The sequence below is a fragment of the Streptosporangium sp. NPDC050284 genome (assembly GCF_044459525.1).
In the GTDB taxonomy this organism is placed as follows: domain Bacteria; phylum Actinomycetota; class Actinomycetes; order Streptosporangiales; family Streptosporangiaceae; genus Streptosporangium.
This window is the reverse complement of sequence record NZ_JBITIZ010000001.1, coordinates 341,987-366,378: the sequence shown is the minus strand read 5'-3', so window position 1 is coordinate 366,378 and position 24,392 is coordinate 341,987. Positions and strand designations below refer to the sequence as shown.

The following is a 24,392-nucleotide window of genomic DNA, read 5'->3' as shown; positions in this document are numbered from 1 at the left end:
TCGTCTCCTATTCGACACTGGCGGATCGGCGGCGCCGTACCGAGATCAGCGTGACCACGACTCCGGCGGCCAGCAGCCCACCACCGAGCAGGACCACCGTCGCCACGGGCGTTCCCGTGAACGGCAGTTCCGCCACCGGGTCCGACGACCGGCAGCCCTCTGCTCCGCAGCCGTCGGAGCAGTCCCCCTCGCAGTCGTCCGAGAAGCCGCCGTTGCCCTCCCTGTCCCTCTGGTGGTTGTTCTCCCTGTCCCTCAGATTGATGTTGTTGGCGTTGTCGCTCTCCTGCTTGATGCTGTTGACGCTCTCGTTGGGACCCGGCGGGTACAGCACATCCTCGACCGCCGGCGTCGGCTGAACGGTCGCGGCGGAGGCGCCGAGGGGCAACGCAGCCCCGGCGCTCACCGCCAAAACAATAGATATTAGATAATTTTTTACCATTTTAAACTCCCGGCGGCAGCATTTCAGGCTATGGAAACAGCACCCGTAATTCGGGCCACATGTCCACGGAATCCGTTATATGCACCATCGCCGGGAATGAAGGCGCCGCCTCGCCACGCTTGCCGAACAATCACCTACTTTTCTCCCCCCCGTGACGAGCCGACACGACCTCCGGCGGCGCCCCTTTGGACACCCGTCGCGGCGGGCGGAGCCGGAGGTCGCGCCGGGATCACTCACCCGCCCCTCCCGAGGTGAACGTCCGGAGGGCGGGTTCTAACCGGCGCCCGGCTCCAGGCGGTAGACGGGTCCCGACAGGCTGAGCGCGTACAGCTCGCCGTCGTGGCCCTGGCCGAAGGACGACAGCTGCTTCACCGTGCCGAGGTCGTCGCCGCTCCCCTCCCCTCCCGGGGGCGCGGCCTTGACCCAGCCCGCGCAGAAGTCGCCGTAGACGAATCGCCCCTCAAGGCCGGGGATCTTCTCGCCCCGGTAGACGTACCCGGCGATGACCGAGCAGTTGCCGTCCTCGCGCAGCGGATACTCGATGATCGGGTCCACCGTGTCGGCGGCGTCGCCGCCACCCTCGTCGAAGGGATGGGTGCCCTCCTTGAGGTTCCAGCCGTAGTTGCGGCCCCCCTCGCCCTTCGGCTCGAAGTCGACCTCCTCCCAGGCGTTCTGGCCGACGTCGCCGATCCACATGTCGCCGGTCTTCGCGTCGAAGGTGAACCGCCAGGGGTTGCGCAGGCCGTACGACCAGATCTCCGGCTTGGCGCCCTGCCTGCCGACGAACGGGTTGTCGTCGGGAACCTTGTACGGGGTGCCGCGCGGGTCGATCCTGAGGATCTTGCCGAGCCAGGTGTCCAGTTTCTGGCCGTTGCCCTGCGGGTCTCCCCCGCTGCCGCCGTCGCCGAGGGCGATGTAGAGGTATCCGTCGGGTCCGAAGGCGAGCTGCCCGCCGTTGTGGTTGGCGTACGGCTGCCGCTGGGTCAGCACGTCCCTGCGGTCGGTCGCCTTGCCGCCGGAGAAGGCCCATTCGGTGATGTGGGTGGCCCCTTCGCGGTCGGTCCAGTTGAGATAGAGGAAGTCTCCCTCCGGATGGAAGGCCACCCCGAGCAGTCCCTGCTCGTTGCCCTTGCTGACCTCTCCGGAAAGGTCGACGACGGGCGCCTCGGCGACCTTCCCGTCCTTCACCGCGCGCAGCCGTCCCGTCTGCTCGGCGATGTAGAGCGTCTGGTCGTCCTTGCGCAGGGCCATCGCCACCGGCATGTCGAGCTGGGCGAACTCGGTGAAGCGGACCTTCGGGGCCGCCTGTCCCGCGGATTGCGTCTGGGAGGTCGTGGCGGCGGGCGAGGTGGCGGGTGGGACGGACGCGGAGTCGGCGGACCCGGTGGTCCCGGTGGTCCCGGTGGAGGAGCAGGCGACCAGCGCCGCACTCAGCAGGGCCAGGCCCAGTCCTGTCCGGCGGGAGATCGGCACGGTTTCAGCCTCCTGTGTTCTTCGCCTGCTCAGATGATCGTCTGTACGGGTCTACGCACCGGCCGCCGCAAAGGTTCCGGCCACACCTGGCGATTCCCGCACCTCTGGCCCTCCCCCATCCACGTCCGTCCATTCTTCCGGGCCGCCTTCCCCACTGTCCGCTGGGCGGAGAGATCACGGTGCTTGTGGATGGCGTCCACCTCCACGATGGCTCAAGACGGTGAAAACACCCGGCCGGAGGCTTTCACCCCGCGCGCTCGCCCGGTGAGATGGCATCTGGCGGACAGCTGGCTGCGGAGCCGGACGACAGGACTCAGTCGAACACCGCGCCGGCGACCGTGTCGACGTACCAGCGTTCGAAGCGTTGCACCGGCCAGCCGCGTTCGCGGACCAGCCAGTCGTAGTTGCGGAAGTCCATGGCGAGCCAGAGCACGTCGGCGACGCTGTCGGCGTCGTGGCCGGCGCGCACGGCACCGGTCTCGACCAGCTCGGCGGCGAACATGGTCATGCCGCGGCGGCGTTCCTCGACGTTCTTGCGCCAGATCTCGGCGGCGTCGGAGTCGGCGGTGGCCGCACCGGCCAGGATGATCATTATGGCGGCGTGCCTGGCGTGGACCTCGGAAAGGTGCCGGGCATAGCGGGCCAGCTTGGCACGCGGGTCGGTCAGTGCCTGGATCTCGACGACGAAGGACCGGCTGGGCATGTCCACGGGCTCGTCGTCGCCGGCGATGGACACGTCGACGAGCTGCGACAGCAGTTGCCGTTTGCTGCCGAACACGGCGTAGACGGTCTGAACCGCGACGCCCGCCTCGGCGGCGACGGCGGCCAGCGTGGTGGCGGCGTAGCCCGACCGAACGAACAGCCGGCCGGCCGCGTCCAGGATCGCGCGCCTGGTCTGGCGTGCCTGCTCCTGCCGCCGCTTCGACTCGTACCGCCTCTTGACAACCATCGCCTCACTGTAGTGCTCTATTGGATAGAGTTGAACTTTATTCAAAGGATGTGATCATATGCCATTCGGTGTGCTCCAGGAGATGCCCGGTGTCAGCGAGTCGGAATATCGCCTGGTCGAGCAGCATCTCGGCCCGGACCGCCCGCCGGGCCTGCTCGCCCACGTGGCGGGGCCGGTCGAGGGCGGCTGGCGGATCATCAACATCTGGCAGGACGAGGCGGCGTTCCGGCGCTTTCAGTCGGAGCGGCTGATGCGGGCGGCGGGGCTGGCCGCTCAGGCGGAAGGGTTCGACGCCGGCAAGAGCTCCGGATTCAGATCCATGACGGTCGACGGCACCGAAATGCCGTTCTGTTGAGCGATGTCGGCACGCTACGCGCCCGCAACGTCGCGTTCTGGACGCAGGCCGCGCCGGGATGGGTCCGCCATGCGCGGCGTCAGGACGAGTACGGCAAACCGCTCGGCGCCGTGGCGATGGACCGGCTCGCGCCCCGCCCCGGGGAGAGCGTCCTTGACGTCGGGTGCGGATGTGGCGGCACCACCGCCGAGGTGGCGCTCGCCGTCGGCCCGGCGGGCACGGCCGTCGGCGTGGACCTCGCGGAGTCGATGGTGCGCGCCGCCTCGGCGCGCTTTCCCGTGGATCGGCATCCGGGCCTGAACTTCGTGACCGCCGACATCGAGACCGTTGCGCACATCCCGGGAGCACCGTTCGACGCCGCTTTCTCCCGCATGACGTTGATGCTGCTGGCAGACCCGGTGGCCGGCTGCACCACGATCCGCCGGGCGCTGCGCCCCGGCGGCCGGTTGGCCGCGACCGTATTCCGCGACGGCGGCGCCAACCCGTGGCTGACGCTCGCGGTACTCGGCACCGCACCGCACGTGGGCTCGCTACCGCCGCTGCCGATAGGCGACGAACCCGGCCCGTTCTCCTTCGCCGAACCGGCCCGCGCCACCCGGATTCTCGCCACCGCCGGTTTCACCGAGATCGATTTCGCGCCACACGATGTGGTGATGTCCACACCCGACGAACCCGAACCGGTGGCCGAGTGGCTCATCGAGATCGGCCCCGCCGGCGCCGCCTACCGCTCCACCTCCGCCGAAAAGCAGGCGGCCGCGCGCGCGGCGACGGCCAGACTGCTTGAGCGGTTCCGCGAACAACCCGGCGGATACCGGATCCCGGCCGGCATCTGGCTCATCACAGCACTGCGGGCACCGTGAAGCCACACCGGCCGAACCTCGACGACCATCAACCTTTCAGAACGGCGTCAATGTGTTGACAGGAAGAACGAAGTCGCTTCTGACGGCGACGATGCTGGGCGGCGCGCTGCTCCTGTCCGGCTGCGGCGGTGGCAATGCGGACGATCCGGCTCCGCCACCGACCGGCGCGACGACACAGGCGCCCGAACCCTCCGGCGCCACCTGCGACCAGGCCGCGGACACGGTCAAGAACCACCTGAACAGCCCTGACGTCACCTCGGTCACCGTCGTGGGCCAGTGCACCCTCGTCGTGGTGGAGACCACGCTCGGCGACGACGACACCAGCGCCGCACGGCAGCTGTGCGAGCGCGCGGGCGAGGTCGCGTACACCGGGGACATCAACGGGATCTCGGTGAAGTCCCGATCGGATGCGGAAATCTCCAACGGCATCACCGGCATGAAGTGCCTCCCCTGACTCACGGGGGATCGCCTACGCCGGAAGGTCCCAGCTCGGTCCGGCGGGGTCACCGAGCCAGACGCGCTGGCGTTCCCTCGTGACGGTGAGCCCGAACCCGGATATGACTGGACAACCATTCCGAAAGGAAGATCGCGATACCTGCCTTCTGGCGTCAGGAACCGGCACCACGAGATGATCATTTTATGGCAGGTGTGATTTTCTTCGATCTGGACGGCACCCTGGTCGATCATCGAAGCGCGGTCTTGGAAACGATCGGCGAGATCGTCCAGTCCGCGCCGAACGCGACGGCTCCGCCGGAGGAGCTGGTGACGTTGTGGTGGACGCTGGAGGCACGCCACATGCGGGAATACCTGGCCGGTCAGTGCTCCTTCGCTGAACACCACCGACGCAGGCTCCGTTCCTTCCTGCCTATGCTCGGCGAGCCGGTTCCTGAAAGTCCCGGCCTTCTGGACGCCTGGATCACCGAGCGCTACCTCACCGTATTCGAGGAGTCCTGGCAGAGCTATCCCGATGTCCAGCCCTGCCTGGAGACCCTGAAACAGCTTCCCCGAGGACCGCGTCTGGCCGTCCTCACCAACGGGGATCCCGAGCAGCAGCGCGCCAAACTCGCCCGCTTTGGCCTCGTCGAATACTTCGAAGCCGTCCTGACCCCGACCGAGCTCGGTGCGGCCAAGCCTGTCGCCTACGTCACCGCCTGCCGGTGGATGCGGACGGACCCCGCGCAGGCGGTCAACGTGGGCGACATGCTGGAAAGCGATGTGAACGCAGCCGCCCTCGCCGGGCTCACCGGCATCTGGCTGGACCGCGGCGTCGACTTCGTCACCGGCGGACCATCGCCGACGGCAGACGAGACGGTGCTCCGCATCGAACGGCTCACCGACCTCCCCGACCGCCTGTCACGCACGAACGCCTGACCGGCTCTACGGCGCCAGCACGACAAGCCAGATGCCTGACGTATCTGCCATACGACAGACAAGCTGTACGATCCGACAAGAAGACCCCCGGCCACGAAGCTGGGAGTCTTTCAGTTTGAGGAAGCTAGAAGTCGAACTCGCCTTTCTTGGCGCCGTCAATGAAGGCCGCCCAGACCTCACCCCGCACCACATAAGGGGCCTGGTCAGGAGCCTCGGTGTCACGAATGGCCACACGCCCCTGGGAGAGCGGAGCGACCTCGATGCAGTCACCACCGTTCGTGCCGGAACGATTCGCTTTACGCCAGGTCGCGGTGTTCAGTTCAGCCGTGAGGTCCACTTATCCACCATCTTCCGGATGAGTTCCAGCGACGCGCCCTGAGGGAGGGCATCCGCCCTGAGGGCGTCCAGCTTCATGGTAGCCGTAGCGATGAGATCCAAATTGCTTGATACGACCGGCTGGCCAACCGTTTCCAGGTAGACCGTGTGCCGCTGTCTGTCGGACGCCTGTGCGATGGCGATCGCTCCGTTCAGGCCGGGATTGGCGCCAAGCGGCGTGATCTGGATTGTGATGTGGGGTGCCTCTGCGGCTTTGACGAGGTGACTCAGTTGCTCACGCATAATTTCCGGACCTCCGATGGGGCGACTGAGCACACCTTCGTCGAGGATCACCAGATACATCGGTGGGTTGGTGCGGTTGAGGAGCTCCTGCCGGTCCAGCCGCGCCGCGACCAGGGCCTCGACCTGCTCTTGGCAGAAACCGGGTTCACACCCCAGAAGCACTCGCGCGTACGCTTCGGTTTGGAGCAGTCCCGGCACGACCAACGGCTGCCATGTCTTGAGTGACACCGCCTCCGTCTCCTCGTCCAACCAGGGCCGGAACCACTTGGGCGCCCTGTCCTTGTACTTCGACAGTTCGGCCCACAGCTTCCCCAGCCCCGGCCCGAATACCTCTTCGGATCTCGTTAGGAACTGCGTTGTGGGAGGGCGTTTCCCGATTTCGACCGAACCGATCTGGCTCGATGAATATCCGAGCCGGCGCCCCAACTCCTCCTGAGTTAGACCTGCTTCCAAACGCAATCGCCGTACTTCAGCGCCGAACGCCTGGTTTCTTCCCGCCGTTGGGTCCAGATCACGTGGCGCGGGCATTCCCACCTCCCGGTATCGCATTCGACAACATCTCACGTTTCCGTCAAACAATGAACCGACAACCCGCCGGACGATTGCCCTTCTAACACTGCCCACAAAATACATCTCGGGCTGCAATCTATGAAGCGGAAGCAGGGAGTCGGTAAGCACAACAGATCTCATCCGACAGGGCATCCACCCCTGGCGTAGGACGTGTACGTCGCTTATCGGACACATTGCTATAAGCATAGCGACTTTCACTTTTTGCCATCAAAACGCAGGTGAAAGACCGCTGTTCGCCAGCTCAGCATGGAGGCCGGGAGGGACAGGGCAAGTGATAATCAAGCGGAAAAAATCGGTATTCGCCGCAGGGGAAACCGAAGTGCAAGGCACACCCACGACCGATGCGACAGCGGAGCGCCATGACAAGGCGCTCGCCGTCGTGCAGCGACTGCTGAGGGAGAAGGGTGTTCGTTCCTACAGCGTTCACGCGGTCACCCTGAAGCTGGGCGAGAGCGGCGATCGGTGGCCGCTCGGTCAGCAGACTCGGCGCACCCCTCACCTGGTCGCGCACGACCTCGATGGCCGGGAGGTAGCGAAGGTGACCGTGGGTTCGCGTTCCGGCTGCTATCTGGTCTCCCTGCCCCCGGTAGAGATCATGCCCCAGTTGGTGAACGCCGATCAACCTCACGCGGTCGTGGACCTGATCCTCGCAGCGCTTCCAAAGGACGCGAAGTGACCGGCCTCGCGGCAGCGGGGGCCGCCCTGCGCGAGAAGCCCTACCTCACGCCGTACGCCGAGGAGAGCCTGGATCTGCCGCTCGCCTTCGAGTGGGGTGAAGGAGTGCCCCGGCTGACCTATCGGGACGCGCTTCCGCAGGAGTGGATGTTCGGGGTGCTGTGGGCTCGCTGCGGCACCGCGCGGGAGGGGAAAATCCTCTGGAACATGGTCCACACGCTGCGGCAACGACGGTGCATGCTGAAACGGCTCTGCCGCGTGTGCGGCAGGACGGCCATCGCCCCCGACACCGGACGCGTCTGCTGGGTCCTGCCCTCCGCGTTGGCCGGTGACTTCCGCTCGCCCTGGCCCACGGCTCACCCGCCCACGTGCGAAGCACACGTCGGCGAGGCACTCGCCTCCTGCCCGTACCTGCGCAGAGAAGCGCCGGTCGTCTGCACCGTCGGCGACTACTCCCCGATCGGAGTCCTCGCCAACCTGTACGGCGAGGACGACAGCGGCCGGGTGGTGGAGACTCACCATCAGATCGCCGTCGGCCTGGACGAGTCCCACCTGCTCCCCCGGGCGCTGGCCACCCAACTCATCGTTCAGGTGAGCGACCTCCAACCCGCGCCACATCTGGCGAGTCGGAGGCGGGTCGCGGGAAGACCATGATCCTCGAAGCTCTCAAGGAGAGCCACCGACTCCATCACCGTGACCGTCCTGCGCACCTCGTGGCCGCCTTCTTCATGGAGGACCGACGCGACGGGTGGCGACCACGGCATCCGAACCCGTGGCGCACCTACTGAAACTCCCCCGGTAGGACGCGAATCTTCCCTGGTCAGTCCCCCTGACCGCGCCCTACCGGGGGGCAACGCCCCCTGACTGCAGGTGAGACCCCACACCACCTTCCCTCCTCACCCCCGCGAGGGCAGGAAGCGGTCAGGGGGCACAACTCTTTTTCGGGCGCCGGGTGGCCCGGAGGGATCGCACCTCCGGGCTCCCACAGAACGGAGCGTGACGATCTCTCGTCACTCCGCTCGTCTCATCCAGTCCGTCAGAACTCGGTCATGTAGGCCCAGTGTGCGAACAAAGTCGGCTGCCGTTGCAGGAGCCCTGTCCACCACCGCTGGGCCTTCTTGAACGACCGCAGCCGTTTGAACTTCCGTCGCGCCCATCGCACCAGGTAGGTGTTGACGCGCTTGAGAAAGGCGCTCAGCGCGGTCCGGTAGAACCTGCCGTAATAGTTCATCCAGCCGCGAATGACCGGATTCATCCAGCGGGCCAGTTCTCCCAGATCGCTGGTGGTGCGCAGGTGGATCCGCCAGGATCGCAACTCGCCGCCCATCTTCTTGAGGGCGTCCTTGCTGACCGCGGGCAGGAACGCCGAGAAGATCGCCGTCCTGCCCCGGGTCGGGGCTTTCCTGGCCCGGAAGGTGTAGCCCAGGAACGTGAACGCCGTCTCCTCATGATCGAGACGGCGGTTACGGTCCTTGCAGTACACGATCTTCGTCTTGGCCGGGTGGAGTTCCAGCCCGACCCGTTCCATGCGCTTCTCCAACGCGGCCAGCACTTCTCGTGCCCGCCGCTCGGTCGAGCAGTGCACCACCGCGTCGTCAGCGAACCGCTCGAACTCCACGGCCGGGAACTCGCGTTCCAGCCAGGAGTCGAACGCATAATGCATGAACAGGTTCGCCAAAACGGGAGAAATCGCCGAACCCTGTGGGGTTCCTCGTTCTCGTTCCGCGACTCTGCCCTCGGTGGTGAGGATCGGCGCGGCCAGCCACCGGCGCACATACAGCACGATCCATCGCTGCTCGTGCGTGGTGTTGGCCTCCACCGCCTTGATCATCAGATCCCATGGCACGCTGTCGAAGAATCTGCGGACGTCCAGGTCGATGACCCAGTCCTTCTCCCAGCAGCGCCGGCGGCATCGGGCCAGCACACCCAGTGCCCCGCGTCCGGGCCGGTATCCGAACGAGTCGTCATGGAAGATCGACTCGGTCCGGGACTCCAGCGCCAGCGCGGCCATTGTCTGCGCCACCCGATCCGCCACGGTCGGCACGCCCAACACGCGCATCCCGCCCGGCTTGGGGATCTCCACCGCCTTCACCGGCGGGGGAAAGTAGGTCCCCGACGACATCCGATTCCAGATCTTGTAGAGGTTGTCCCTCAGATCGGCTTCGAACGCCTCGATGGACTGCCCATCCACCCCGGCGGCACCCTTGTTCGCCTTGACCTGCTTCCACGCCTTCCACACCAGGCGCTTGGGTATGTCGAACGGCTTCCCGCCCGGACCCGACATGCTCACTCGTCTCCTCCCGGAGCACTTCCGGTTGCTCGAACGAACATCTCCAGATGAGCCGACCCCTTGGCTCCACCCCGATTACCGGAGCTTCATCGCTACTACGGGCCGGTCCGCCGGCGCGCGCCGCGACGGTACTCAGCACCTCCCGGTTTCCGCCGGTCGGTGCGCTCCCTCTCGCCCACCCCTTCAACACAGGGCCGGCCCGTGTCGGCACACGCCTTCCCACGTTCCACACGAAAGCCGCAGACCGGGCTGTTGAAGTCGGTGTCTTCGGAGGAGGGGAAGACCCGGAAGTTGGCGCTGTTGTTTTCGGTGGGGGACATGAGGACCAGGCCGTAGTTGCCGGCCTCGCCGGTCCATTGGTTCGCGATGGCGGTGATGTTCCAGTTCATCGGAGCGGGATTACATGATCCCGAACGGACGCTGCTGGTGTTGGTGACCGCGCCTACGGTGGTGTTGGTTGGCTGGGGGGGACCAGGTGATGGTGAAGGGGTTCCACGCGCTGGTGACGCGGCGGACCTGAATGCCGGCGCCCACGTTTGTGCCGCAGCTGGGGCCGTCGACGTTCAGTAGGGAAAGTGTGGCATTGCTGACGTTCTGGCCTGTTAGTGGTGAGAGGTCGAACTTCAGGTATGTGCGGGCCTTCTCGCCACCGGATGTGGTTCCCGCCTTGAGGAACGGGCCGTCGACGTTGTTGAAGTCCACGACGCTGTTGACGTCGGTGTCGGCGATGAGTTGCATGCCGAACGCGGAGCTGAGGGTCACCGGATAGGAGGTGGCCGGATCGGCCAGGAAGCCGGGATCAGGCTTGATGAGCAGGGTCTGCTGCCCGTTGTCGGTGCGTACCTTGACGTCCACGGTGCCGCGTTCGCCGTCGTGGGTCTTCGAGGCTGTCTTGGCGTGCAGAGTGGGTTTGGCGGCGATGGCGACGCTCGCGCCGTCCTTGTCGGTCAGTCGCAGTCGGCCGTCGGCCGCTTCGCGCAGGCTGAGCCCTTTGCCCTGCATCGGGATCGTGAGTTCGGGCGCCTTGGCTGGGCGGTCTCGCAGGAGCACGTCGTAGCGGAACCCGGTGGGCAGCGCGGTGACCACCAGGTCGGCGCCCGGTCCGGCCGCGTCGGCGTAAACGGCCCGGCTGCGGTCCAGGGTGGGTTTGGGCAGGTCGGAGGGCCACGACAGGGCCAGGGACTGCTGCGGGGACGGGGCGAACGTGGTAACCGGGTCGTTGCCGTCTCCCGTTGAAAGTGACAGCTCCCCCTTGATGACCTTGGGCTTCACGACGCCGTTCTGCTCGACCAGGGTGGGGTCGATCCACGCCCAATCGCCACGCTGCTTGACGCGAACGGGCCTTGACCAGATCTCCGTGGTCACGTGGCCGTCGGGATGTTTCCAGTACCGGGCGGTCTCTGTCGCCGCGCCCAGCAGTTCAACGGGTGCTTTCGGCGAACCGGCCTGGGGGGACGTGATGGGGGCGGGGTCGGCTGAGGCCGCTGGAGTGACGGTGGCTACGAGGAGGGGTGTGATCAGTAGCCCGGCGGCGACTCCTTTCAAGAAACGGTTCCGGCCGTGGGAGGCCGATGGAGGGGTGGAGGAATTTTACACAAAAGCTCCGATCTGTGAAAAAGATCATCTAGCGCATGGAATCTAACAATCGCTCAACTTTGAGTCAATTGATCTATGTCAATACGCTAAGTGAGGCCTTTTGGCTCCTTGCGCATATTCATCGCATGTGCGGGGTGGCCGAAACATGGCGAAAACTAGCAATATTCTACCGGTCTGCCCGTTTTGGGCACCAATTTTCGAACCGAATCCCGTACCGCAATGAGACGTTCTGCTCCGCTCTTACAGATGTCGGCCAAAGACACATGCCCCTTTCTGTCACCTTCCCTCTTCGCCCCCGCGAGGGCAGGGAGCGGTCAGGGGGCACACAACGCAAAAGGAACTCTCCGTCCGCGCCGGTCGCCTCGTCGGGGTCGCCCGCACCCGTCCCTAGACTGCAGGTATGCCAACCGCACTGATCACGGGGGCGACGGCCGGCATCGGTGCCGCCTTCGCCCGCCGCCTCGCCGCCGACGGATTCTCGCTCGTCCTGGTCGCCCGCGACGAGAAACGTCTCGTCTCCACCGCGGAGGAGCTACGCCTGCGGTACGGGGTGAGCAGTGAGGTGCTCGCCGCAGACCTGGTGACCGAAGAAGGGCTGGAGGCGGTGGAGCGGCGGCTTCACGAGGGGGTCGATCTGCTGGTCAACAACGCCGGCTTCGGCCACCAGGGGCACTTTCTCGACGTGCCCGTGGAGGAGGAGCGCAAGATGCTCAAGTTGCACTGCGAGGCGGTGTTGCGGCTCACGCTGGCGGTGCTGCCGGGGATGAGGGAGCGCGACCGGGGCGCGGTGATCAATGTCGCGTCGGTGGCGGCGTTCTTCGTGCGAGGTTCCTACAGCGCGTCCAAGGCGTGGGTGGTCGGCTTCAGCCAGTCCACGGCCGCCGAGCTGACCGGGAGTCGCGTGCGGGTCATGGCCCTGTGCCCGGGGTTCGTGCACACCGAGTTCCACGAGCGTGCCGCGATCGACAAGTCGGGGATCCCCGGGTTCCTCTGGCTGTCGGCCGACAACGTCGTCCGCGACGCCATGCGTGATCTGGCCCGCGGCGTGTGGGTGAGCGTCCCCGACCCGCGCTACAAGGTCATCGCCGGCCTCGGCAGGGTGCTCCCCGTCTCCCTGGTCGGCAGGCTCTCGCGCGGCTTCGGCCGCCACCGGTAGCGAGCCCCGGCACGACGGAAGGGCCCGCGCCACGGGAGGGGGTCGTGGCGCGGGCCCTTCCGGCCTGCGGTGATGGTCGTGGACGGGCCTTTCCCTTGACGGGTTCCTTTGACGGTGGCCCGTCGGCGGATCAGACGCGGACGTTGGCCTCGTGGCCGATCGCCAGACCCGAGACCGGGTCGAAGAAGTGCAGGTTGTGGGTGTCGACGATCAGCTCGATGTTCTGGCCGGGACGGACGTGGCTGCGGGAGTTGACGCGGGCGGTCCACAGCGACTTGTCGCCCACCAGCGGCAGCGCCGAGTCCTCGTCGCCGTCGTCGGCGGCGGCCGCCACGGTGTCCTGGTGCTGGACCGGCGGGGCGTCGATGAGGAACAGCACGTTGATCTCGGAGCCCAGCTCCTCGGTGACCTCGGCGCGGACCGGCAGGCGGACCCATCCGGAGGAGGAGGCGTTGGCGGCGACCGAGTCGTCGAAGTCGGAGGGGCGGATGCCCAGGATGATCTTCTTGCCGACGTACTGCTCGAGGCCGCGCTTCTCGGCGACGGTCTCGTTCGGCACCGGCAGCCTGAAGCCCGCGAACGCGACGGCGAGGCCGCCGTCACCGCGCACCAGCTCGGCGTTGACGAAGTTCATCGACGGCGAGCCCATGAAGCCCGCGACGAACAGGTTGACCGGCTTGTCGAAGAGGTTCTGCGGGGTGTCGACCTGCTGGAGCAGGCCGTCGCGCAGCACGCAGACGCGGTCGCCGAGGGTCATCGCCTCGACCTGGTCGTGGGTGACGTAGACGGTCGTCACGCCCAGGCGCTCGTGCAGGGTGTTGAGGGAGGCCCGCATGGAGACGCGGAGCTTGGCGTCCAGGTTGGACAGCGGCTCGTCCATGAGGAAGGCCTGCGGCTCGCGCACGATGGCGCGGCCCATGGCGACACGCTGGCGCTGACCACCGGAGAGGGCGGCGGGCTTGCGCTTGAGGTACTGGTCGAGGCCGAGCATCTTGGCGGCCTCGCCGACGCGCTTGGAGATCTCCGCCTTGGGCATCTTGCGGAGCTTCAGACCGAAGGCGAGGTTCTCCTCGACGGTCATGTGCGGGTAGAGCGCGTAGTTCTGGAAGACCATGGCGATGTCACGGTCCTTCGGGGGCAGGTGGTTGACCACCCGGTCGCCGATCGCGATCTCGCCGCCGCTGATGTCCTCAAGGCCGGCGATCATCCGCAGGGCGGTGGACTTGCCACATCCGGACGGCCCCACCAGCACCATGAACTCCCCGTCCTTGATCTCAAGATCAAGGCCGTTCACTGCTTTGACGCCGCCCGCGTAGATCTTGTCGACTTTGCTGAGAACGATGGATGCCATGGATGTCCTTGTCGCCTCGGGCCAACCCCGCGTTCACCCGATATTGGATACGTTTTCATGCATCTCACCGGAAACGGATAACCCTGTCAAGGGTTTGCCCGGTTCTGGCCTGTCAGCACGGCAGTCGTTCTCGCTCCGCGCTGGAACGAACACGGAAAATATGATGGAATCGTTTCCATGAACATGCGTCGTACGACGATCAAGGATGTCGCCGGGGCGGCCGGCGTGGGGGTCGCCACGGTGTCGCGGGTGCTGTCCGGCGGGTCGGCCAGCCCGGAGACCAGGGAGCGGGTGCTGACCGTCGCGGCCCAGCTCGACTACCGGCCCAGCGCACTCGGGCGCAACCTGCGCCAGCGGCGCTCGGGCGGCATCGGACTGCTGCTGCCCGACATCACCGACACCTTCTACGGCCGCGTGGCCGACGGCGTGCTCGCCTGCGCGCGTTCGGCGGGTGAGCCGGTGATCGTGGGCGCGACCGGGGACGACCCGGAGCGCGAGGCCGAGCTGATCGGCATGCTGCTGGAGCAGGGGGTGGACCGGGTGATCGCGATCCCCTCCGGCGACGGCGACGGCTGGGCGCCGACCCTGCGAGCGGGGGTGATCACGGTGTTCGCGCACCGGCTCTCGTCCGGGCGCGACGACATCCCCGCGGTGGTGGCCGACGACCGCGCGGGAGTCAGGACCGCGGTCGACTACCTGACGGGGCTGGGGCACCGGCGCATCGCCTATCTGGGCGGCCCGGGACAGCAGCAGCGCCTGTCGGCCTTCAGGCAGGCGCTGGGCCCTCTCGTCGACGAGGACCTCATCGTCGTCGCCCGGGGCAGCCGCGACTCCGCGTACGCCGCCGCGGCCGGGCTCTTCCAGCACCGGCCGGACCTGACCGCCGTGCTGGCCGGGGGCAACCTGCTGGGTGAGGCGGCCGTGCTGGCGGCGCGGGAGCTGGACCTGCGCATCCCCAGGGACCTGTCCCTGATCATGTTCGACGACGTGCCCTGGGCGGAGCTGTGCTCACCACCGCTGACGGTGATCGCCCAGCCCGCCAGGGACATCGGCTACCGCGCCGCCGAGCTGGTGCTGCGCGGCGGCACCAGGAGGCCGCGGGGTGTGGTGCTGCCCACCGAGCTGATCGTGAGGGGCAGCTGCGCGGCTAGAGGGACTTCTCGATCGCCGCGATGACGGCGGGGTCGTCGGGCTGGACCTTGGGCCGGAACCTGGCCAGCACCTCCCCGTCCCTGGCGACGAGAAACTTCTCGAAGTTCCACTCGACGTCACCGGCCTTGCCCTCGGCGTCGGGGGTGGCGGTGAGCACGTCGTAGAGGGGGTGCCTGCCGTCACCGTTGACCTCGGTCTTGGCCAGCAGCGGGAAGTCGACGCCGTAGGTGGTGGAGCAGAACTCCTGGATCTCCTCGGCGGTGCCCGGCTCCTGACCGTAGAACTGGTTGCACGGCACTCCGACGACGGTGAAGCCCCGCTCGCCGTAGGTCCGCTGCAGGTCGACGAGACCGGCGTACTGAGGGGTGAGGCCGCACCTGGAGGCGACGTTCACCACGAGAACGGCCCTGTCTCCGGCCAGCTCGGCCAGAGTGGTGGGCGTGTCGGCAAGAGTGTCGATGGCGATATCACGGATTCCCATGAGTCGCAGCCTAATCTCCCTGTCACATTTGAGAGTTATGCCGTCCATAAAGTGAAATGTGACTGAGGCCACAGCTGAGACGGCGCCCGCCTCACCAAGGCTTTGATCATTCTCTTACCGATCTTTGACAGGACTCCTGACAGGCACTGTCGACTGGCCCGCCGCCGAATAGCGGGGCATCGTGTCGGCCGTTCCCCGTACCCAACGCACAAGGGAGTCCCATGTCGACGCTACGCCGTACCGGTGTGCTGGTGATCACCTCCGTGCTCGCCCTCGGCACCACCACCACGGTCGCCCAGGCGTCCTCGGCACGAGCGGGCAACCAGGCCGTCGCCAAGCCGCTGGTGTCCGCGCACGGCTGGAACAAGAGCCAGTTCACCTGCCTTCGCAAGCTCTGGACCAAGGAGAGCGGCTGGAACCACCGCGCGCTCAACCGCTCGTCGGGCGCGTACGGCATCCCGCAGGCGCTGCCCGCAGGCAAGATGGCCACCGCGGGACGCGACTGGCGCACCAACCCCAGGACGCAGATCAAGTGGGGACTCGGCTACATCAAGCAGCGCTACGGCTCGCCGTGCCAGGCCTGGAACCACTCCGTGGCGCGGGGCTGGTACTGATCAGGAATCGGTGCTCTGAAACCCCATGGCAGGGTGATTTTCACCCCGTCTCCCGGCATGAGTGATTCGCCGGTCGTAACCGGCCCTTCCTCGAATCACCCGTAAATCACGAAGATCGGGCAAACACCTCCCCTTCGCGTGTCCCTATCCACCGTTCGACGCTCTCTCACGTAATAGAAAGCCGCCTAGAGAGATCGCCGCGGCGTCTCATGCCGGAAACAGGCCGGAGAGACCGCGCGGACGTCCCCGTCCGAGCCACGGACGCCGGATCGTCGGATGAGGCAGGACACTCCGTGTCACTTCCTCGCCTTCCGCACGCGGCCCGAGGACAAGGATCCACGTGAACAGCTACCGCGTTCTGCGCAACACCGTCGCGACCGTTCTGGCAGCATCGACGATGGTCGGCCCATCGGCGACGGGGAAGGCTGAAAGCACCTCCGAGACGTCCAGGAAAGGGACGGTGAGGACGGTGCACAGGCTCACCTGGGCAACCCAGGTGAAGCCAACGGTGAAAGCGGTCGCGAGAACCGCCAAGGGCAGGAACAAGACGATCGCCTATCGTCTGGTGTCCCGCCGAGCATGGCCGCACAGCCAGTTCCGCTGCCTGGACAGTCTCTGGACCAGGGAGAGCAACTGGAACCACCGCGCGTACAACCGCTCATCCGGTGCGTACGGCATCCCGCAGGCGCTGCCCGCGGGCAAGATGGCCGGCAGTGGCAAGGACTGGCGCCACAACCCGGCCACGCAGATCCACTGGGGTCTGCGATACATCAAGAGCCGCTACGGGTCACCGTGCGGCGCGTGGGGTCACTTCCGGTCGAGCAACTGGTACTGACCCAGGAGAGTTTCCAGGGGAAGGGACAACTCTCCTGACGCCCGGGGCATGGGGCCCCATGCCCCGGGCGTCACCCTTTTCGAGCCCTTCGAGCCGCTCCCCGCCCTCTACCTTCCGAAGGTTCCCAGCACGAAGACGACGGCCCCGGCCACGGCGGCGAGGGTGCCGATCCAGACGATGAGGGCGTCGGCCCGGTTGTCGAGGGGGTGGCCCCCGTGCAGGGCCTCCTGGGTGCGCCGGTAGCGGACGCCCGTGTGGGTCAGCAACAGGACGGCGCAGAACACCGCGGGGACGAAGGGGACGACGGCGAGGACGGGCGTTCCCTCGCGCAGGGCGACACCCGCGCCGGCCAGGCTGGTGACGGCCAGCACCGCGGTGGTGCGGACCCAGGCGAGACGAGTCCGCTCGTTCTGCAGTCCTTCGTCCCAGAGCCTGTTCACCGCGGGATCACCTGGACAGCAGGATGAGGATGAGGGCGAGGACGGCGACCGCCGCCACACCGTATCCGAACAGGGGCGCGAGGGCCGGGGGCGGGAGCGGGGCGGAGCTGCGCAGCGCTTTCTGGACGCGGCGCCAGCGAGGGTAGGCCATCGCGGCCGCCAGGGCCGAGAGCGACACCAGGATCACGGCGAGCAGGGTGCGCATCCACGGGACGAAGACGTCGGCGGAGACGGCGGCCATCGCCACGCCACCCGCGCTCAGCGCGAGCGACGTACTCAACCAGGTCAGGTACGTACGTTCGTTGGCGAGGGTGAACCGGGGATCCGGCTCGTTGTCCGGAGAGTTCATGAACTTTCCTGGGTCTTCATAGGAATGACGCTATTTCAGCCCCATTCCCCCTAGAGAACCCGGGATTTCCGGAGGTGCGCTCCGGCACCTCCGGGTCTCATCCGTCCGGCCATCGGGACGAAGGCTCCGGCGGCGGGTGACCTCTACACTCAGGCGGCGAGGACTATCCGCAGGCGTTGGTCAGCTGCTGAACCCAGCGTGCCGAGTCGGTGGCCACCTTCTGGGCGGCGTCGACGGCGCTGTTGGCGTCGGTGACGTTGATGCCCTCCAGGGTGTTGGAGACACCCTCTGCGGCCTCCTTCAGCGAGGTGTTGGCCGCCTTGTCGGCGAGGTCGCCCAGCTTGGCGCCGCCCTCGTTCAGTGCCTGCTCCATCGCGGCGGGGTCGTTGAGCAGCCCGGAGACCTTGGCGACGGTCTCGGTGACGATGCCGGTGGCCTGCACGCACTCCTGCGCCTTGTCGATGCCCTGGCTAACCTCCTGGAGCTCCGAGCAGCCGGTGGTGACGAGGACTGCGGCCAGCACGGAGGCGGCGAGGACGGGAATTCGTCGCGGAAGGGGTCGCATGTCCCGACCCTACCCAACGGGCCGCCACGGCAGGCGCCGCCGTACCGGCTCGTTACCCGCCGAATCCGCGCGCCGAAGCGGGACGCGGGAAGGCCCCGGAATCAGACGCGGAATCAGACACGGGAAGACCGCGGAGCCGGGACGCGGGGAGGCCCCGGATCCGCGACATCGAACTGGCCGTACGATCGACCGGTAGCTACATGAGCGAGGGGGAGACCATGCCGACCTGTGAGCACATCATGAAAGCCCAGGACCCGCCGCCGCGCACGCCCCAGGGATGCGAGGAATGCCTGGCGATGGGCAGTCGCTGGGTCCACCTGCGCAAGTGCCTGTCCTGCGGGCACATCGGCTGCTGCGACTCCTCGCCCAACAAGCACGCCAGCGCCCACTTCCGGGAGACCTCCGACCCGGTCATGGCCTCGTTCGAGCCGGGCGAGGACTGGCGCTGGTGCTACGTGGACAACGTCATCGGCTAGTCCCGATCTCCGCGCGCGCCGTATCGTCGCGGATCATCGGTACGTGATCCGGCACGGCGAGTGGTCACCCCCCGGGTCGGCCCGGGGCGCGTGCGGAACGTCGGGCTAGTCACGCTCCAGGGTGGCCTCTTCGAAGTCGATCTCGTGGAGGACCCTGCGGAGCACCTCGTCGTCGATGCGCCGCTCGTCGCGGAGACGTACGAACACCTCGCGCTCGACCATCAGCATCTCCCTGCGGAGCCGCCGGTAGACGCCGCTCGGCGTCTCCTCCCCCTCGGGTCCCGTACCGCCGCCCAGGCGCTCCCAGGCGGTGAGGGTACGGCGCTCGGCGCGGGTTCTCAGCTGGTCGACGACCTCCGCATGGAGCTCGTCGACGCCCTCGGCCACCAGCTCGTCCAGCCGGGCCAGCGCGGCCGTGGCGGCCGCCTGCTGCGCGGCCGCCTCCGCCAGGTTGTCGGCGTAGATCTCCCGCTCGTTGGAGACCTTCAGCCTGCGGATCAGCGCCGGGAACGTCAGGCCCTGGACCAGGAGCGTGCCGATCACCACGGAGAAGGTGAGGAACAGGAGCAGGTCGCGGCCGGGGAAGGTCGCGGGTATGGCGAAGGCCGCGGCCAGGGAGACCACCCCGCGCATGCCCGCCCAGCTCACGATCGTCACGTTCTGCCAGGTCGGCGCGTGGGTCTCGGCCTGGCGGACCTTCTTGGACAGCATCCGGGGCAGGTAGATGCTGGGCACGACCCAGACCACCCTCGCGACCACCGCGGCGCCGAAGACGGCGAGCGCCATCCCGGCGAGCCTCCACCCTTCGCCCCACTCCAGCTCTTTCATGATCGGCCACATCTGCAGGCCGATCAGCGCGAAGACGATCGTCTCCAGGAAGAAGCCGAAGACCCGCCAGACCGCTTCCGAGAGCAACCGGGTGCCGAAGCCCGCCCTGGGCATGCGGTGGCCGATGTAGAGGCCGACGATCACCACGACGATCACGCCGGAGACGTTCAGGATCTCGGCCGCGAGGTAGACGGCGAACGGGATGAGCAGCATGACGGTGTTCTCGACGAGCGCGTCACGCAGCCGGACCAGCACCCAGGCCAGGACCCAGGCGAGCGCGAGACCCATCGCCACGCCGCCCACCGCGGAACGCACGAAGTCCAGGGCGGCGTCCTGCCAGGTGATGCCGTGCCCGACCGCCGCCGCGATCGCCACCCGGTAGGCGGTGAGCGCGGTGGCGTCGTTGAACAGGCTCTCCCCCACCAGGATGGTGACCACCTTGCGGGGCAGCCCGAGCCTGCGGGCCACGGCGACGGCGGCGACCGCGTCGGGCGGGGCCACGATCGCGCCCAGCGCGAACGCGGCGGCCACCGGCAGCTGGGGCAGGAGCAGATGGGTGACCCATCCGACGACCAGCGTGGTGAACAGCACCAGGCCGACCGAGAGCAGCGCGATCGGCCTGCGCAGGTCCTTCAGCCTCAGGTAGGAGCTGTCGATCGCCGCCGAGTAGAGCAGCGGGGGCAGGAAGACCAGCAGGACCAGCTGGGGGTCGAGATCGTACTCGGGCACGAACGGCGACAGCACCACACCGGCGAGCACGAGCAGCAGCGGCGCCGGCCATCCCCTGCGCCTGGCCACCGCGGCCACCGCGATCCCGACGGCCGACACCGCCAGCATCTGCAGCACCGTCGACTCTTCCACGCCACCCCGTCAGGTAGGGACCGATCGGCCACCGGGCAGCCACCGGGCAGCCGCTGAGCGGCCTAGGTGCCCCGGCACGCCTCGCGAACCGCCCTCCCCTGCGGCCGAGACAACCATACGGCGCGAGCCGCGCCCGGCGGACGCCACACGCTGTCCGCCCGGACTCGAAACCCGCGACGGGGCGCGGCGGAGTGGACGCGGGGACGGGACGACTCAGACCTCACGGCGGGACACGGCGGGACACGGGTGCCACGTCCCGGGGAGAGGTCACCAGTCGCGCTGCTCGTCCCGGTCGCTGCGGCGCCGGCCCTCGCGGCGCCTGTCGTCGTACTGGCGCTCGTCCCGGCGGTGATCGTCGTACCGCTCGTCGTAGCGCTGCTCGGGGCGGAGCCGCTCGCCGGTGGAGTGCGGCGGCGGATCCTGGACGTAGGGGCGGGGCAGTCTCTGGTCGGGCGCGGCCTGACCTCGCAGGCCCAGCGGATCGGACGGGTCGACGTCCTGCTGGGCGTACGCGGGCGGCGCGCCGTACAGGTCGCGCAGGTCGGCGGGATGACCGGCCTGGTGCTGCGGGGCGCCGAAGGCGTAGGGATCGGGCTGTGCGGGGGCCGGGTAGCCGCCGCCGTACTGGTCGCCCTGGGAGGCGCCGTAGGCGGCCTGCTGCTGGGCGGCGAACCCGAAGGGGTCGGTCGAGTTCTGCTGTCCCTGCCCGTAGGGGTCGGGCTCCGCCCGCTGGGCGGACTCGGCGAACTGCCCGGCGAACTGGTCGAGGCGCGGCGTGAACGAGGTGGCCGGCTTCCTGCGGCCCGCCGGGGCCGCGAACGGGTCGACGGGCTGGGGCGGGGACTGGGGCGGCACGCCGTACGGATCGGGCCGCTGGGCGCCGTAGGGGTCGGGCTGGGCGGCGCCGTAGGCGGCCTGCTGCACGGGCGGAGCGTAAGGGTCCGGCGCGGGCGAGGCGCCGTAGGGATCCGGCTGGGCGGGCGGCGCGCCGTACGGGTCGGGCTGGGCGGGCGACGCGCCGTAGGGGTCCGGCTGCTGGGCACCGTACGGGACGGGCGGCGCGGGCGGGTAGCGGTCGCCGGGCAACTGGTAGGCGGCCTCGCCGGTGGCGGGCCCCGAGCCGAGCGGCTCAACCTGCTGCGGCTGCCCGTAGGGCAGGGAGTCGTTCACGATCATGTTCTCGCGCGGCACGACGTCCGGGGAGCCGTACCCCTGGGGCATCCGGTCCTGAGGCCGGTCGGACCGATCGGGCCGGTCGAGAGGGGGCGGCGGCACCGCGCCTCGCGCGACGAGCACGTCGTTCGGACCGAGGGTGGCCGCCTGGCGGGGTTCGTCCAGCGGCGAGGGGGCGTGACCCGCCGGGTCGGAGTACTGCTGCGCCTGGGCGTAGTCCTCCGGGCGGGGCCGGGCGTACTGACCGGTGCCGGGATACTCGCCGTAGGGCGGCGGGGCGTCCTGTGGGGGCTGCTCGGCGTGAACGGGCTCGCCCACCTCGTCGGGGTACTGACCACCGGCCTCGACGAAACCCTCGTCAAGGGTGTCGACCAGGCGTCCCACATCGCTCATGGGCATGCGGAAACTCGCGGTGCACATCTCGCCGCGCCACAGGCTCAGCACCAGCGTGCCTTCGTGCCAGGTGACCCGGAGCACCCGCTCCTGGCCACGCTCGTCAAAGAACACCTCGCCGAACGACGGCAACGGGACAACTTCCGACATGGAGGACATAGTGCTTTAACCAGCCTTTATTCGTCCACTCGACCTCGGGAAACCCTACCGAACCGGTCTTTACGTCCCCATCTTCCGCCTCAGCGGCACCAGAACGATAGACCTTCCCTTGACCTTACGAGGATTGATGAGCCGGGTGATCCAGCCAGTTTGCCATGTGACGTGAACCTCGGGTTCCGGAATACGGGTATGCGTCCACGCCGCGACTCGCCGGAGCAGCCGCGGCTGTCGGGGCGAACGGGTACGGTTGGCTGTCGTGCCGACCGACTCCATCGCCCCATCCGAAGACGTCTCCTCAAAGGTGGATATTCCCCCGGTTGAGGATTTGCTGAGCACCGCCGTCGAGGCGGTCGGCGGGGTCGAGCGCCCCGGTCAGATCACGATGGTGAGGGCGGTGCAGCACGCGATCGAGTCGGGCGACCACCTCGCCGTCCAGGCCGGCACGGGCACCGGCAAGTCACTCGCCTACCTGATCCCCTCGATCAGGCACGCGATGACCTCCAAGGGCGCCGTGGTCGTCTCCACCGCCACCATCGCGCTCCAGCGCCAGCTCGTCGACCGCGACCTGCCCCGCCTCGCCAAGGCCCTCGCCCCGCAGCTGCCGCACGAGCCCGCGTTCGCGATCCTCAAGGGCCGCCGCAACTACCTGTGCCGTTACAAGGCGAGCGCGGGATGGCCGGACGAGGAGCAGGACCAGCTCTTCGACCCCCGGGAGGTCAACGCGACGGGCCGGATGGTCCAGCGCATCCAGGAGTGGGCGAACGAGACCGAGACCGGCGACCGCGACGAGCTCGTCCCCGGCGTCAACGAGCAGGCCTGGCGCCAGTTCTCGGTCAGCGCCAGGGAGTGCCTGGGGGCGACGCGCTGCCCGAGCGGCATGGAGTGCTTCGCCGAGCTGGCCCGCGCCCGCGCCGGTGAGTCCGACGTGGTCGTGACCAACCACGCGCTGCTCGCGATCGACGCGATGGAGGACTTCCCTCTCCTGCCCGAGCACGAGGTGGTCGTGGTCGACGAGGCCCACGAGCTGGTCGACCGTGTCACCTCGGTGGTGAGCGGCGAGCTGTCGGAGACCATGATCACGGTGGCCGCGCGGCGGGTCGGCAAGCTCATCGAGCAGCACCTCGCCGACCGGCTCATGGAGGCCGGCGAGGACCTCAAGGCCCTGCTCGCCGAGGCCCCCGCCGGGCGCCTCGACGAGCTCCCCCAGGTGCTCGGGATGACGCTCGCCCTGATCCGAGACGCGGCGTGGGCGTGCATCACCGCCCTCGGCCCGCGGAGTGGCGACAAGGACGACCCGGAGGGCGCGGGGCTGCGCAGGGCGGCCTTCACCTCGCTGGACGAGGTGCACGACACCGCGCAGCGCATGCTCGACGCCTTCGGCCACGCCGAGGAGATCGACCGGGCCGAGGTGGTCTGGCTGGAGGCGGGCACCGACCGGCGTCCTCCCCTGCTGCGGGTGGCGCCGCTGACGGTGGCGGGCATGCTGCGCGACAAGCTCTTCGGCGACCGTACGGTCATCCTGACCTCCGCCACGCTCGCCCTGGGCGGCGCCTTCGACGGCCTGGCCCGCCAGTGGGGCCTGGGCGGCGGGAAGAACGCCGTGGAACCCGTGGAGGAGACGCGGGAGGACGGGGAGGGCGGAGACAAGAAGCGGAAGAAGCGAGACAGGAGCGGAGCCGGTTGGACCGGCATCGACGTCGGTTCCCCCTTCGACCACCCGCGCAGCGGCATCCTCTACGTCGCCAAGCACCTGCCCCAGCCGGGGCGCGACGGCCTGCCCGAGGCATACCTCGAGGAGATCACCGAGCTGATCGAGGCGGCGGGAGGCCGCACCCTCGGCCTGTTCTCCTCGATGCGCGCCGCCAAGGCGGCCACCGAGGCCCTGCGCGACCGGCTGAGCGTGCCGCTGCTCTGCCAGGGTGACGACTCCACGATGCTGCTGGTCAAGCAGTTCGCGGAGGACGAGCCGACCTGCCTGTTCGGCACGCTGTCGCTCTGGCAGGGGGTCGACGTCCCCGGCCCGTCGCTGCGCCTGGTCATCATCGACCGCATCCCCTTCCCCCGCCCCGACGACCCGCTCAGCTCCGCCCGCCAGCGCCACGTCGCGGCCAAGGGCGGTAACGGGTTCATGTCCGTCGCCGCCACCCACGCCGCGCTGCTGCTGGCCCAGGGAGCGGGCCGCCTGCTGCGCAGCCAGCATGACAAGGGCGTCGTCGCGGTGCTCGACCCCCGGCTCGCGACGGCACGCTACGCCGGGTTCCTGCGCGACTCCCTGCCGCCCTTCTGGCCCACCAACGATCCGGCGAAGGTCCGCAGCGCCCTCAAGCGCCTCAGCTCCTCCTGAGGCCACCGGCCGCCGGGCC

General features: G+C 68.2%; 26 protein-coding genes and 1 pseudogene. 12 read left to right on the top strand and 15 right to left on the bottom strand.

The genetic code is table 11. The annotated features are described in order from the left end of the window. Window positions 1-7: 7 nt before the first annotated feature. The 3 genes from ACIBH4_RS01635 to ACIBH4_RS01625 form a co-directional block, all read right to left on the bottom strand. Window positions 8-403 (bottom strand): hypothetical protein, encoded by a 396-nt coding sequence (locus ACIBH4_RS01635; protein ID WP_362508325.1) that lies wholly within the window; start codon window positions 401-403, stop codon window positions 8-10. Between the two features lie 309 nt (window positions 404-712). Next, window positions 713-1,912 carry a PQQ-dependent sugar dehydrogenase gene (locus ACIBH4_RS01630; RefSeq protein ID WP_362766067.1) on the bottom strand — a complete coding sequence of 400 codons (1,200 nt, stop codon included), beginning with the start codon at window positions 1,910-1,912 and terminating at the stop codon, window positions 713-715. A gap of 313 nt (window positions 1,913-2,225) precedes the next feature. Then, entirely contained in the window at window positions 2,226-2,861 is a 636-nt protein-coding gene (locus ACIBH4_RS01625) for a TetR/AcrR family transcriptional regulator (RefSeq protein ID WP_362508330.1), read from the bottom strand. A gap of 58 nt (window positions 2,862-2,919) precedes the next feature. Here ACIBH4_RS01625 and ACIBH4_RS01620 point away from each other — a divergent pair, with 58 nt between their 5' ends. From ACIBH4_RS01620 to ACIBH4_RS01605, 4 genes are all read left to right on the top strand, one after another. Then, the gene (locus ACIBH4_RS01620; protein ID WP_362508333.1) at window positions 2,920-3,216 is read left to right on the top strand and encodes a hypothetical protein; all 297 of its coding nucleotides are present in this window, start codon (window positions 2,920-2,922) and stop codon (window positions 3,214-3,216) included. Continuing rightward, window positions 3,213-4,076 (top strand): methyltransferase domain-containing protein, encoded by an 864-nt coding sequence (locus tag ACIBH4_RS01615; protein WP_362508336.1) that lies wholly within the window; start codon window positions 3,213-3,215, stop codon window positions 4,074-4,076. Before ACIBH4_RS01620 ends, ACIBH4_RS01615 begins: the two co-directional genes overlap by 4 nt. 55 nt (window positions 4,077-4,131) lie before the next feature. After that, entirely contained in the window at window positions 4,132-4,530 is a 399-nt protein-coding gene (locus ACIBH4_RS01610) for a hypothetical protein (protein ID WP_362508339.1), read from the top strand. Window positions 4,531-4,715: 185 nt separating this feature from the next. After that, window positions 4,716-5,447 (top strand): HAD family hydrolase, encoded by a 732-nt coding sequence (locus tag ACIBH4_RS01605; protein ID WP_362508342.1) that lies wholly within the window; start codon window positions 4,716-4,718, stop codon window positions 5,445-5,447. A gap of 124 nt (window positions 5,448-5,571) precedes the next feature. On the opposite strand, the gene ACIBH4_RS01600 is transcribed toward ACIBH4_RS01605, so the two are convergent. Both ACIBH4_RS01600 and ACIBH4_RS01595 read right to left on the bottom strand, forming a co-directional pair. Then, window positions 5,572-5,784 (bottom strand): DUF397 domain-containing protein, encoded by a 213-nt coding sequence (locus tag ACIBH4_RS01600; protein ID WP_362508345.1) that lies wholly within the window; start codon window positions 5,782-5,784, stop codon window positions 5,572-5,574. Continuing rightward, window positions 5,763-6,593: a helix-turn-helix transcriptional regulator gene (locus ACIBH4_RS01595; protein WP_362508348.1), complete on the bottom strand. Its 831-nt coding sequence runs from the start codon at window positions 6,591-6,593 to the stop codon at window positions 5,763-5,765. The genes ACIBH4_RS01600 and ACIBH4_RS01595 overlap by 22 nt, the downstream gene beginning before the upstream one ends. 313 nt (window positions 6,594-6,906) lie before the next feature. Here ACIBH4_RS01595 and ACIBH4_RS01590 point away from each other — a divergent pair, with 313 nt between their 5' ends. Both ACIBH4_RS01590 and ACIBH4_RS01585 read left to right on the top strand, forming a co-directional pair. Beyond that, window positions 6,907-7,311, top strand: coding sequence for a hypothetical protein (locus ACIBH4_RS01590; RefSeq protein WP_362766070.1), 405 nt, complete (start codon window positions 6,907-6,909; stop codon window positions 7,309-7,311). Beyond that, window positions 7,308-7,964: a hypothetical protein gene (locus ACIBH4_RS01585; RefSeq protein WP_362508354.1), complete on the top strand. Its 657-nt coding sequence runs from the start codon at window positions 7,308-7,310 to the stop codon at window positions 7,962-7,964. The genes ACIBH4_RS01590 and ACIBH4_RS01585 overlap by 4 nt, the downstream gene beginning before the upstream one ends. 382 nt (window positions 7,965-8,346) lie before the next feature. Here ACIBH4_RS01585 and ltrA read toward each other — a convergent pair whose 3' ends face one another. From ltrA to ACIBH4_RS01570, 3 genes are all read right to left on the bottom strand, one after another. Further along, window positions 8,347-9,594 (bottom strand): group II intron reverse transcriptase/maturase, encoded by a 1,248-nt coding sequence (ltrA, locus tag ACIBH4_RS01580; RefSeq protein ID WP_362509216.1) that lies wholly within the window; start codon window positions 9,592-9,594, stop codon window positions 8,347-8,349. A 101-nt stretch (window positions 9,595-9,695) separates the two neighbouring features. After that, the gene (locus ACIBH4_RS01575; RefSeq protein ID WP_362766073.1) at window positions 9,696-9,989 is read right to left on the bottom strand and encodes a hypothetical protein; all 294 of its coding nucleotides are present in this window, start codon (window positions 9,987-9,989) and stop codon (window positions 9,696-9,698) included. A 10-nt stretch (window positions 9,990-9,999) separates the two neighbouring features. Next, window positions 10,000-10,965 (bottom strand): DNRLRE domain-containing protein, encoded by a 966-nt coding sequence (locus ACIBH4_RS01570; RefSeq protein ID WP_362766075.1) that lies wholly within the window; start codon window positions 10,963-10,965, stop codon window positions 10,000-10,002. A gap of 631 nt (window positions 10,966-11,596) precedes the next feature. Here ACIBH4_RS01570 and ACIBH4_RS01565 point away from each other — a divergent pair. Further along, window positions 11,597-12,352 carry an SDR family oxidoreductase gene (locus ACIBH4_RS01565; RefSeq protein WP_362508363.1) on the top strand — a complete coding sequence of 252 codons (756 nt, stop codon included), beginning with the start codon at window positions 11,597-11,599 and terminating at the stop codon, window positions 12,350-12,352. Between the two features lie 130 nt (window positions 12,353-12,482). Here ACIBH4_RS01565 and ACIBH4_RS01560 read toward each other — a convergent pair whose 3' ends face one another. Continuing rightward, window positions 12,483-13,703 carry a sn-glycerol-3-phosphate ABC transporter ATP-binding protein UgpC gene (locus ACIBH4_RS01560; RefSeq protein WP_362766078.1) on the bottom strand — a complete coding sequence of 407 codons (1,221 nt, stop codon included), beginning with the start codon at window positions 13,701-13,703 and terminating at the stop codon, window positions 12,483-12,485. Window positions 13,704-13,880: 177 nt separating this feature from the next. On the opposite strand from ACIBH4_RS01560, the gene ACIBH4_RS01555 reads away from it, so the two are divergent. Next, window positions 13,881-14,879 carry a substrate-binding domain-containing protein gene (locus tag ACIBH4_RS01555; protein WP_362508369.1) on the top strand — a complete coding sequence of 333 codons (999 nt, stop codon included), beginning with the start codon at window positions 13,881-13,883 and terminating at the stop codon, window positions 14,877-14,879. Here ACIBH4_RS01555 and ACIBH4_RS01550 read toward each other — a convergent pair. Further along, window positions 14,851-15,336 carry a glutathione peroxidase gene (locus ACIBH4_RS01550; RefSeq protein WP_362508372.1) on the bottom strand — a complete coding sequence of 162 codons (486 nt, stop codon included), beginning with the start codon at window positions 15,334-15,336 and terminating at the stop codon, window positions 14,851-14,853. The genes ACIBH4_RS01555 and ACIBH4_RS01550 overlap by 29 nt on opposite strands. Before the next feature lie 221 nt (window positions 15,337-15,557). Between ACIBH4_RS01550 and ACIBH4_RS01545 the strand changes: the two genes are divergently transcribed. Together ACIBH4_RS01545 and ACIBH4_RS01540 are read left to right on the top strand one after the other, a co-directional pair. Next, the gene (locus tag ACIBH4_RS01545; protein ID WP_362508375.1) at window positions 15,558-15,950 is read left to right on the top strand and encodes a transglycosylase SLT domain-containing protein; all 393 of its coding nucleotides are present in this window, start codon (window positions 15,558-15,560) and stop codon (window positions 15,948-15,950) included. Window positions 15,951-16,290: 340 nt separating this feature from the next. Next, window positions 16,291-16,785, top strand: coding sequence for a transglycosylase SLT domain-containing protein (locus tag ACIBH4_RS01540; protein ID WP_362508378.1), 495 nt, complete (start codon window positions 16,291-16,293; stop codon window positions 16,783-16,785). Window positions 16,786-16,892: 107 nt separating this feature from the next. Here ACIBH4_RS01540 and ACIBH4_RS01535 read toward each other — a convergent pair whose 3' ends face one another. The 3 genes from ACIBH4_RS01535 to ACIBH4_RS01525 form a co-directional block, all read right to left on the bottom strand. Next, window positions 16,893-17,225, bottom strand: coding sequence for a DUF202 domain-containing protein (locus tag ACIBH4_RS01535; RefSeq protein ID WP_362508381.1), 333 nt, complete (start codon window positions 17,223-17,225; stop codon window positions 16,893-16,895). Window positions 17,226-17,232: 7 nt separating this feature from the next. Further along, window positions 17,233-17,574 carry a DUF202 domain-containing protein gene (locus ACIBH4_RS01530; protein ID WP_362766081.1) on the bottom strand — a complete coding sequence of 114 codons (342 nt, stop codon included), beginning with the start codon at window positions 17,572-17,574 and terminating at the stop codon, window positions 17,233-17,235. A 163-nt stretch (window positions 17,575-17,737) separates the two neighbouring features. Continuing rightward, window positions 17,738-18,139, bottom strand: a complete 402-nt coding sequence (locus ACIBH4_RS01525) for a hypothetical protein (protein WP_362508387.1) — start codon at window positions 18,137-18,139, stop codon at window positions 17,738-17,740. A gap of 200 nt (window positions 18,140-18,339) precedes the next feature. Here ACIBH4_RS01525 and ACIBH4_RS01520 point away from each other — a divergent pair, with 200 nt between their 5' ends. Further along, window positions 18,340-18,615: a UBP-type zinc finger domain-containing protein gene (locus ACIBH4_RS01520; protein ID WP_362508390.1), complete on the top strand. Its 276-nt coding sequence runs from the start codon at window positions 18,340-18,342 to the stop codon at window positions 18,613-18,615. Between the two features lie 105 nt (window positions 18,616-18,720). Here the strand turns inward: ACIBH4_RS01520 and ACIBH4_RS01515 are convergent, their stop codons facing one another. After that, on the bottom strand, window positions 18,721-20,304 hold the full coding sequence (locus tag ACIBH4_RS01515; RefSeq protein ID WP_362508393.1) for a Na+/H+ antiporter: 1,584 nt from the start codon (window positions 20,302-20,304) through the stop codon (window positions 18,721-18,723). A gap of 267 nt (window positions 20,305-20,571) precedes the next feature. Further along, entirely contained in the window at window positions 20,572-22,020 is a 1,449-nt protein-coding gene (locus ACIBH4_RS01510; protein ID WP_362766084.1) for a hypothetical protein, read from the bottom strand. Window positions 22,021-22,285: 265 nt separating this feature from the next. On the opposite strand from ACIBH4_RS01510, the pseudogene ACIBH4_RS01505 reads away from it, so the two are divergent. After that, window positions 22,286-24,370 (top strand): annotated as a pseudogene (locus tag ACIBH4_RS01505) (ATP-dependent DNA helicase); the annotation flags it as partial. Window positions 24,371-24,392: the final 22 nt, after the last annotated feature.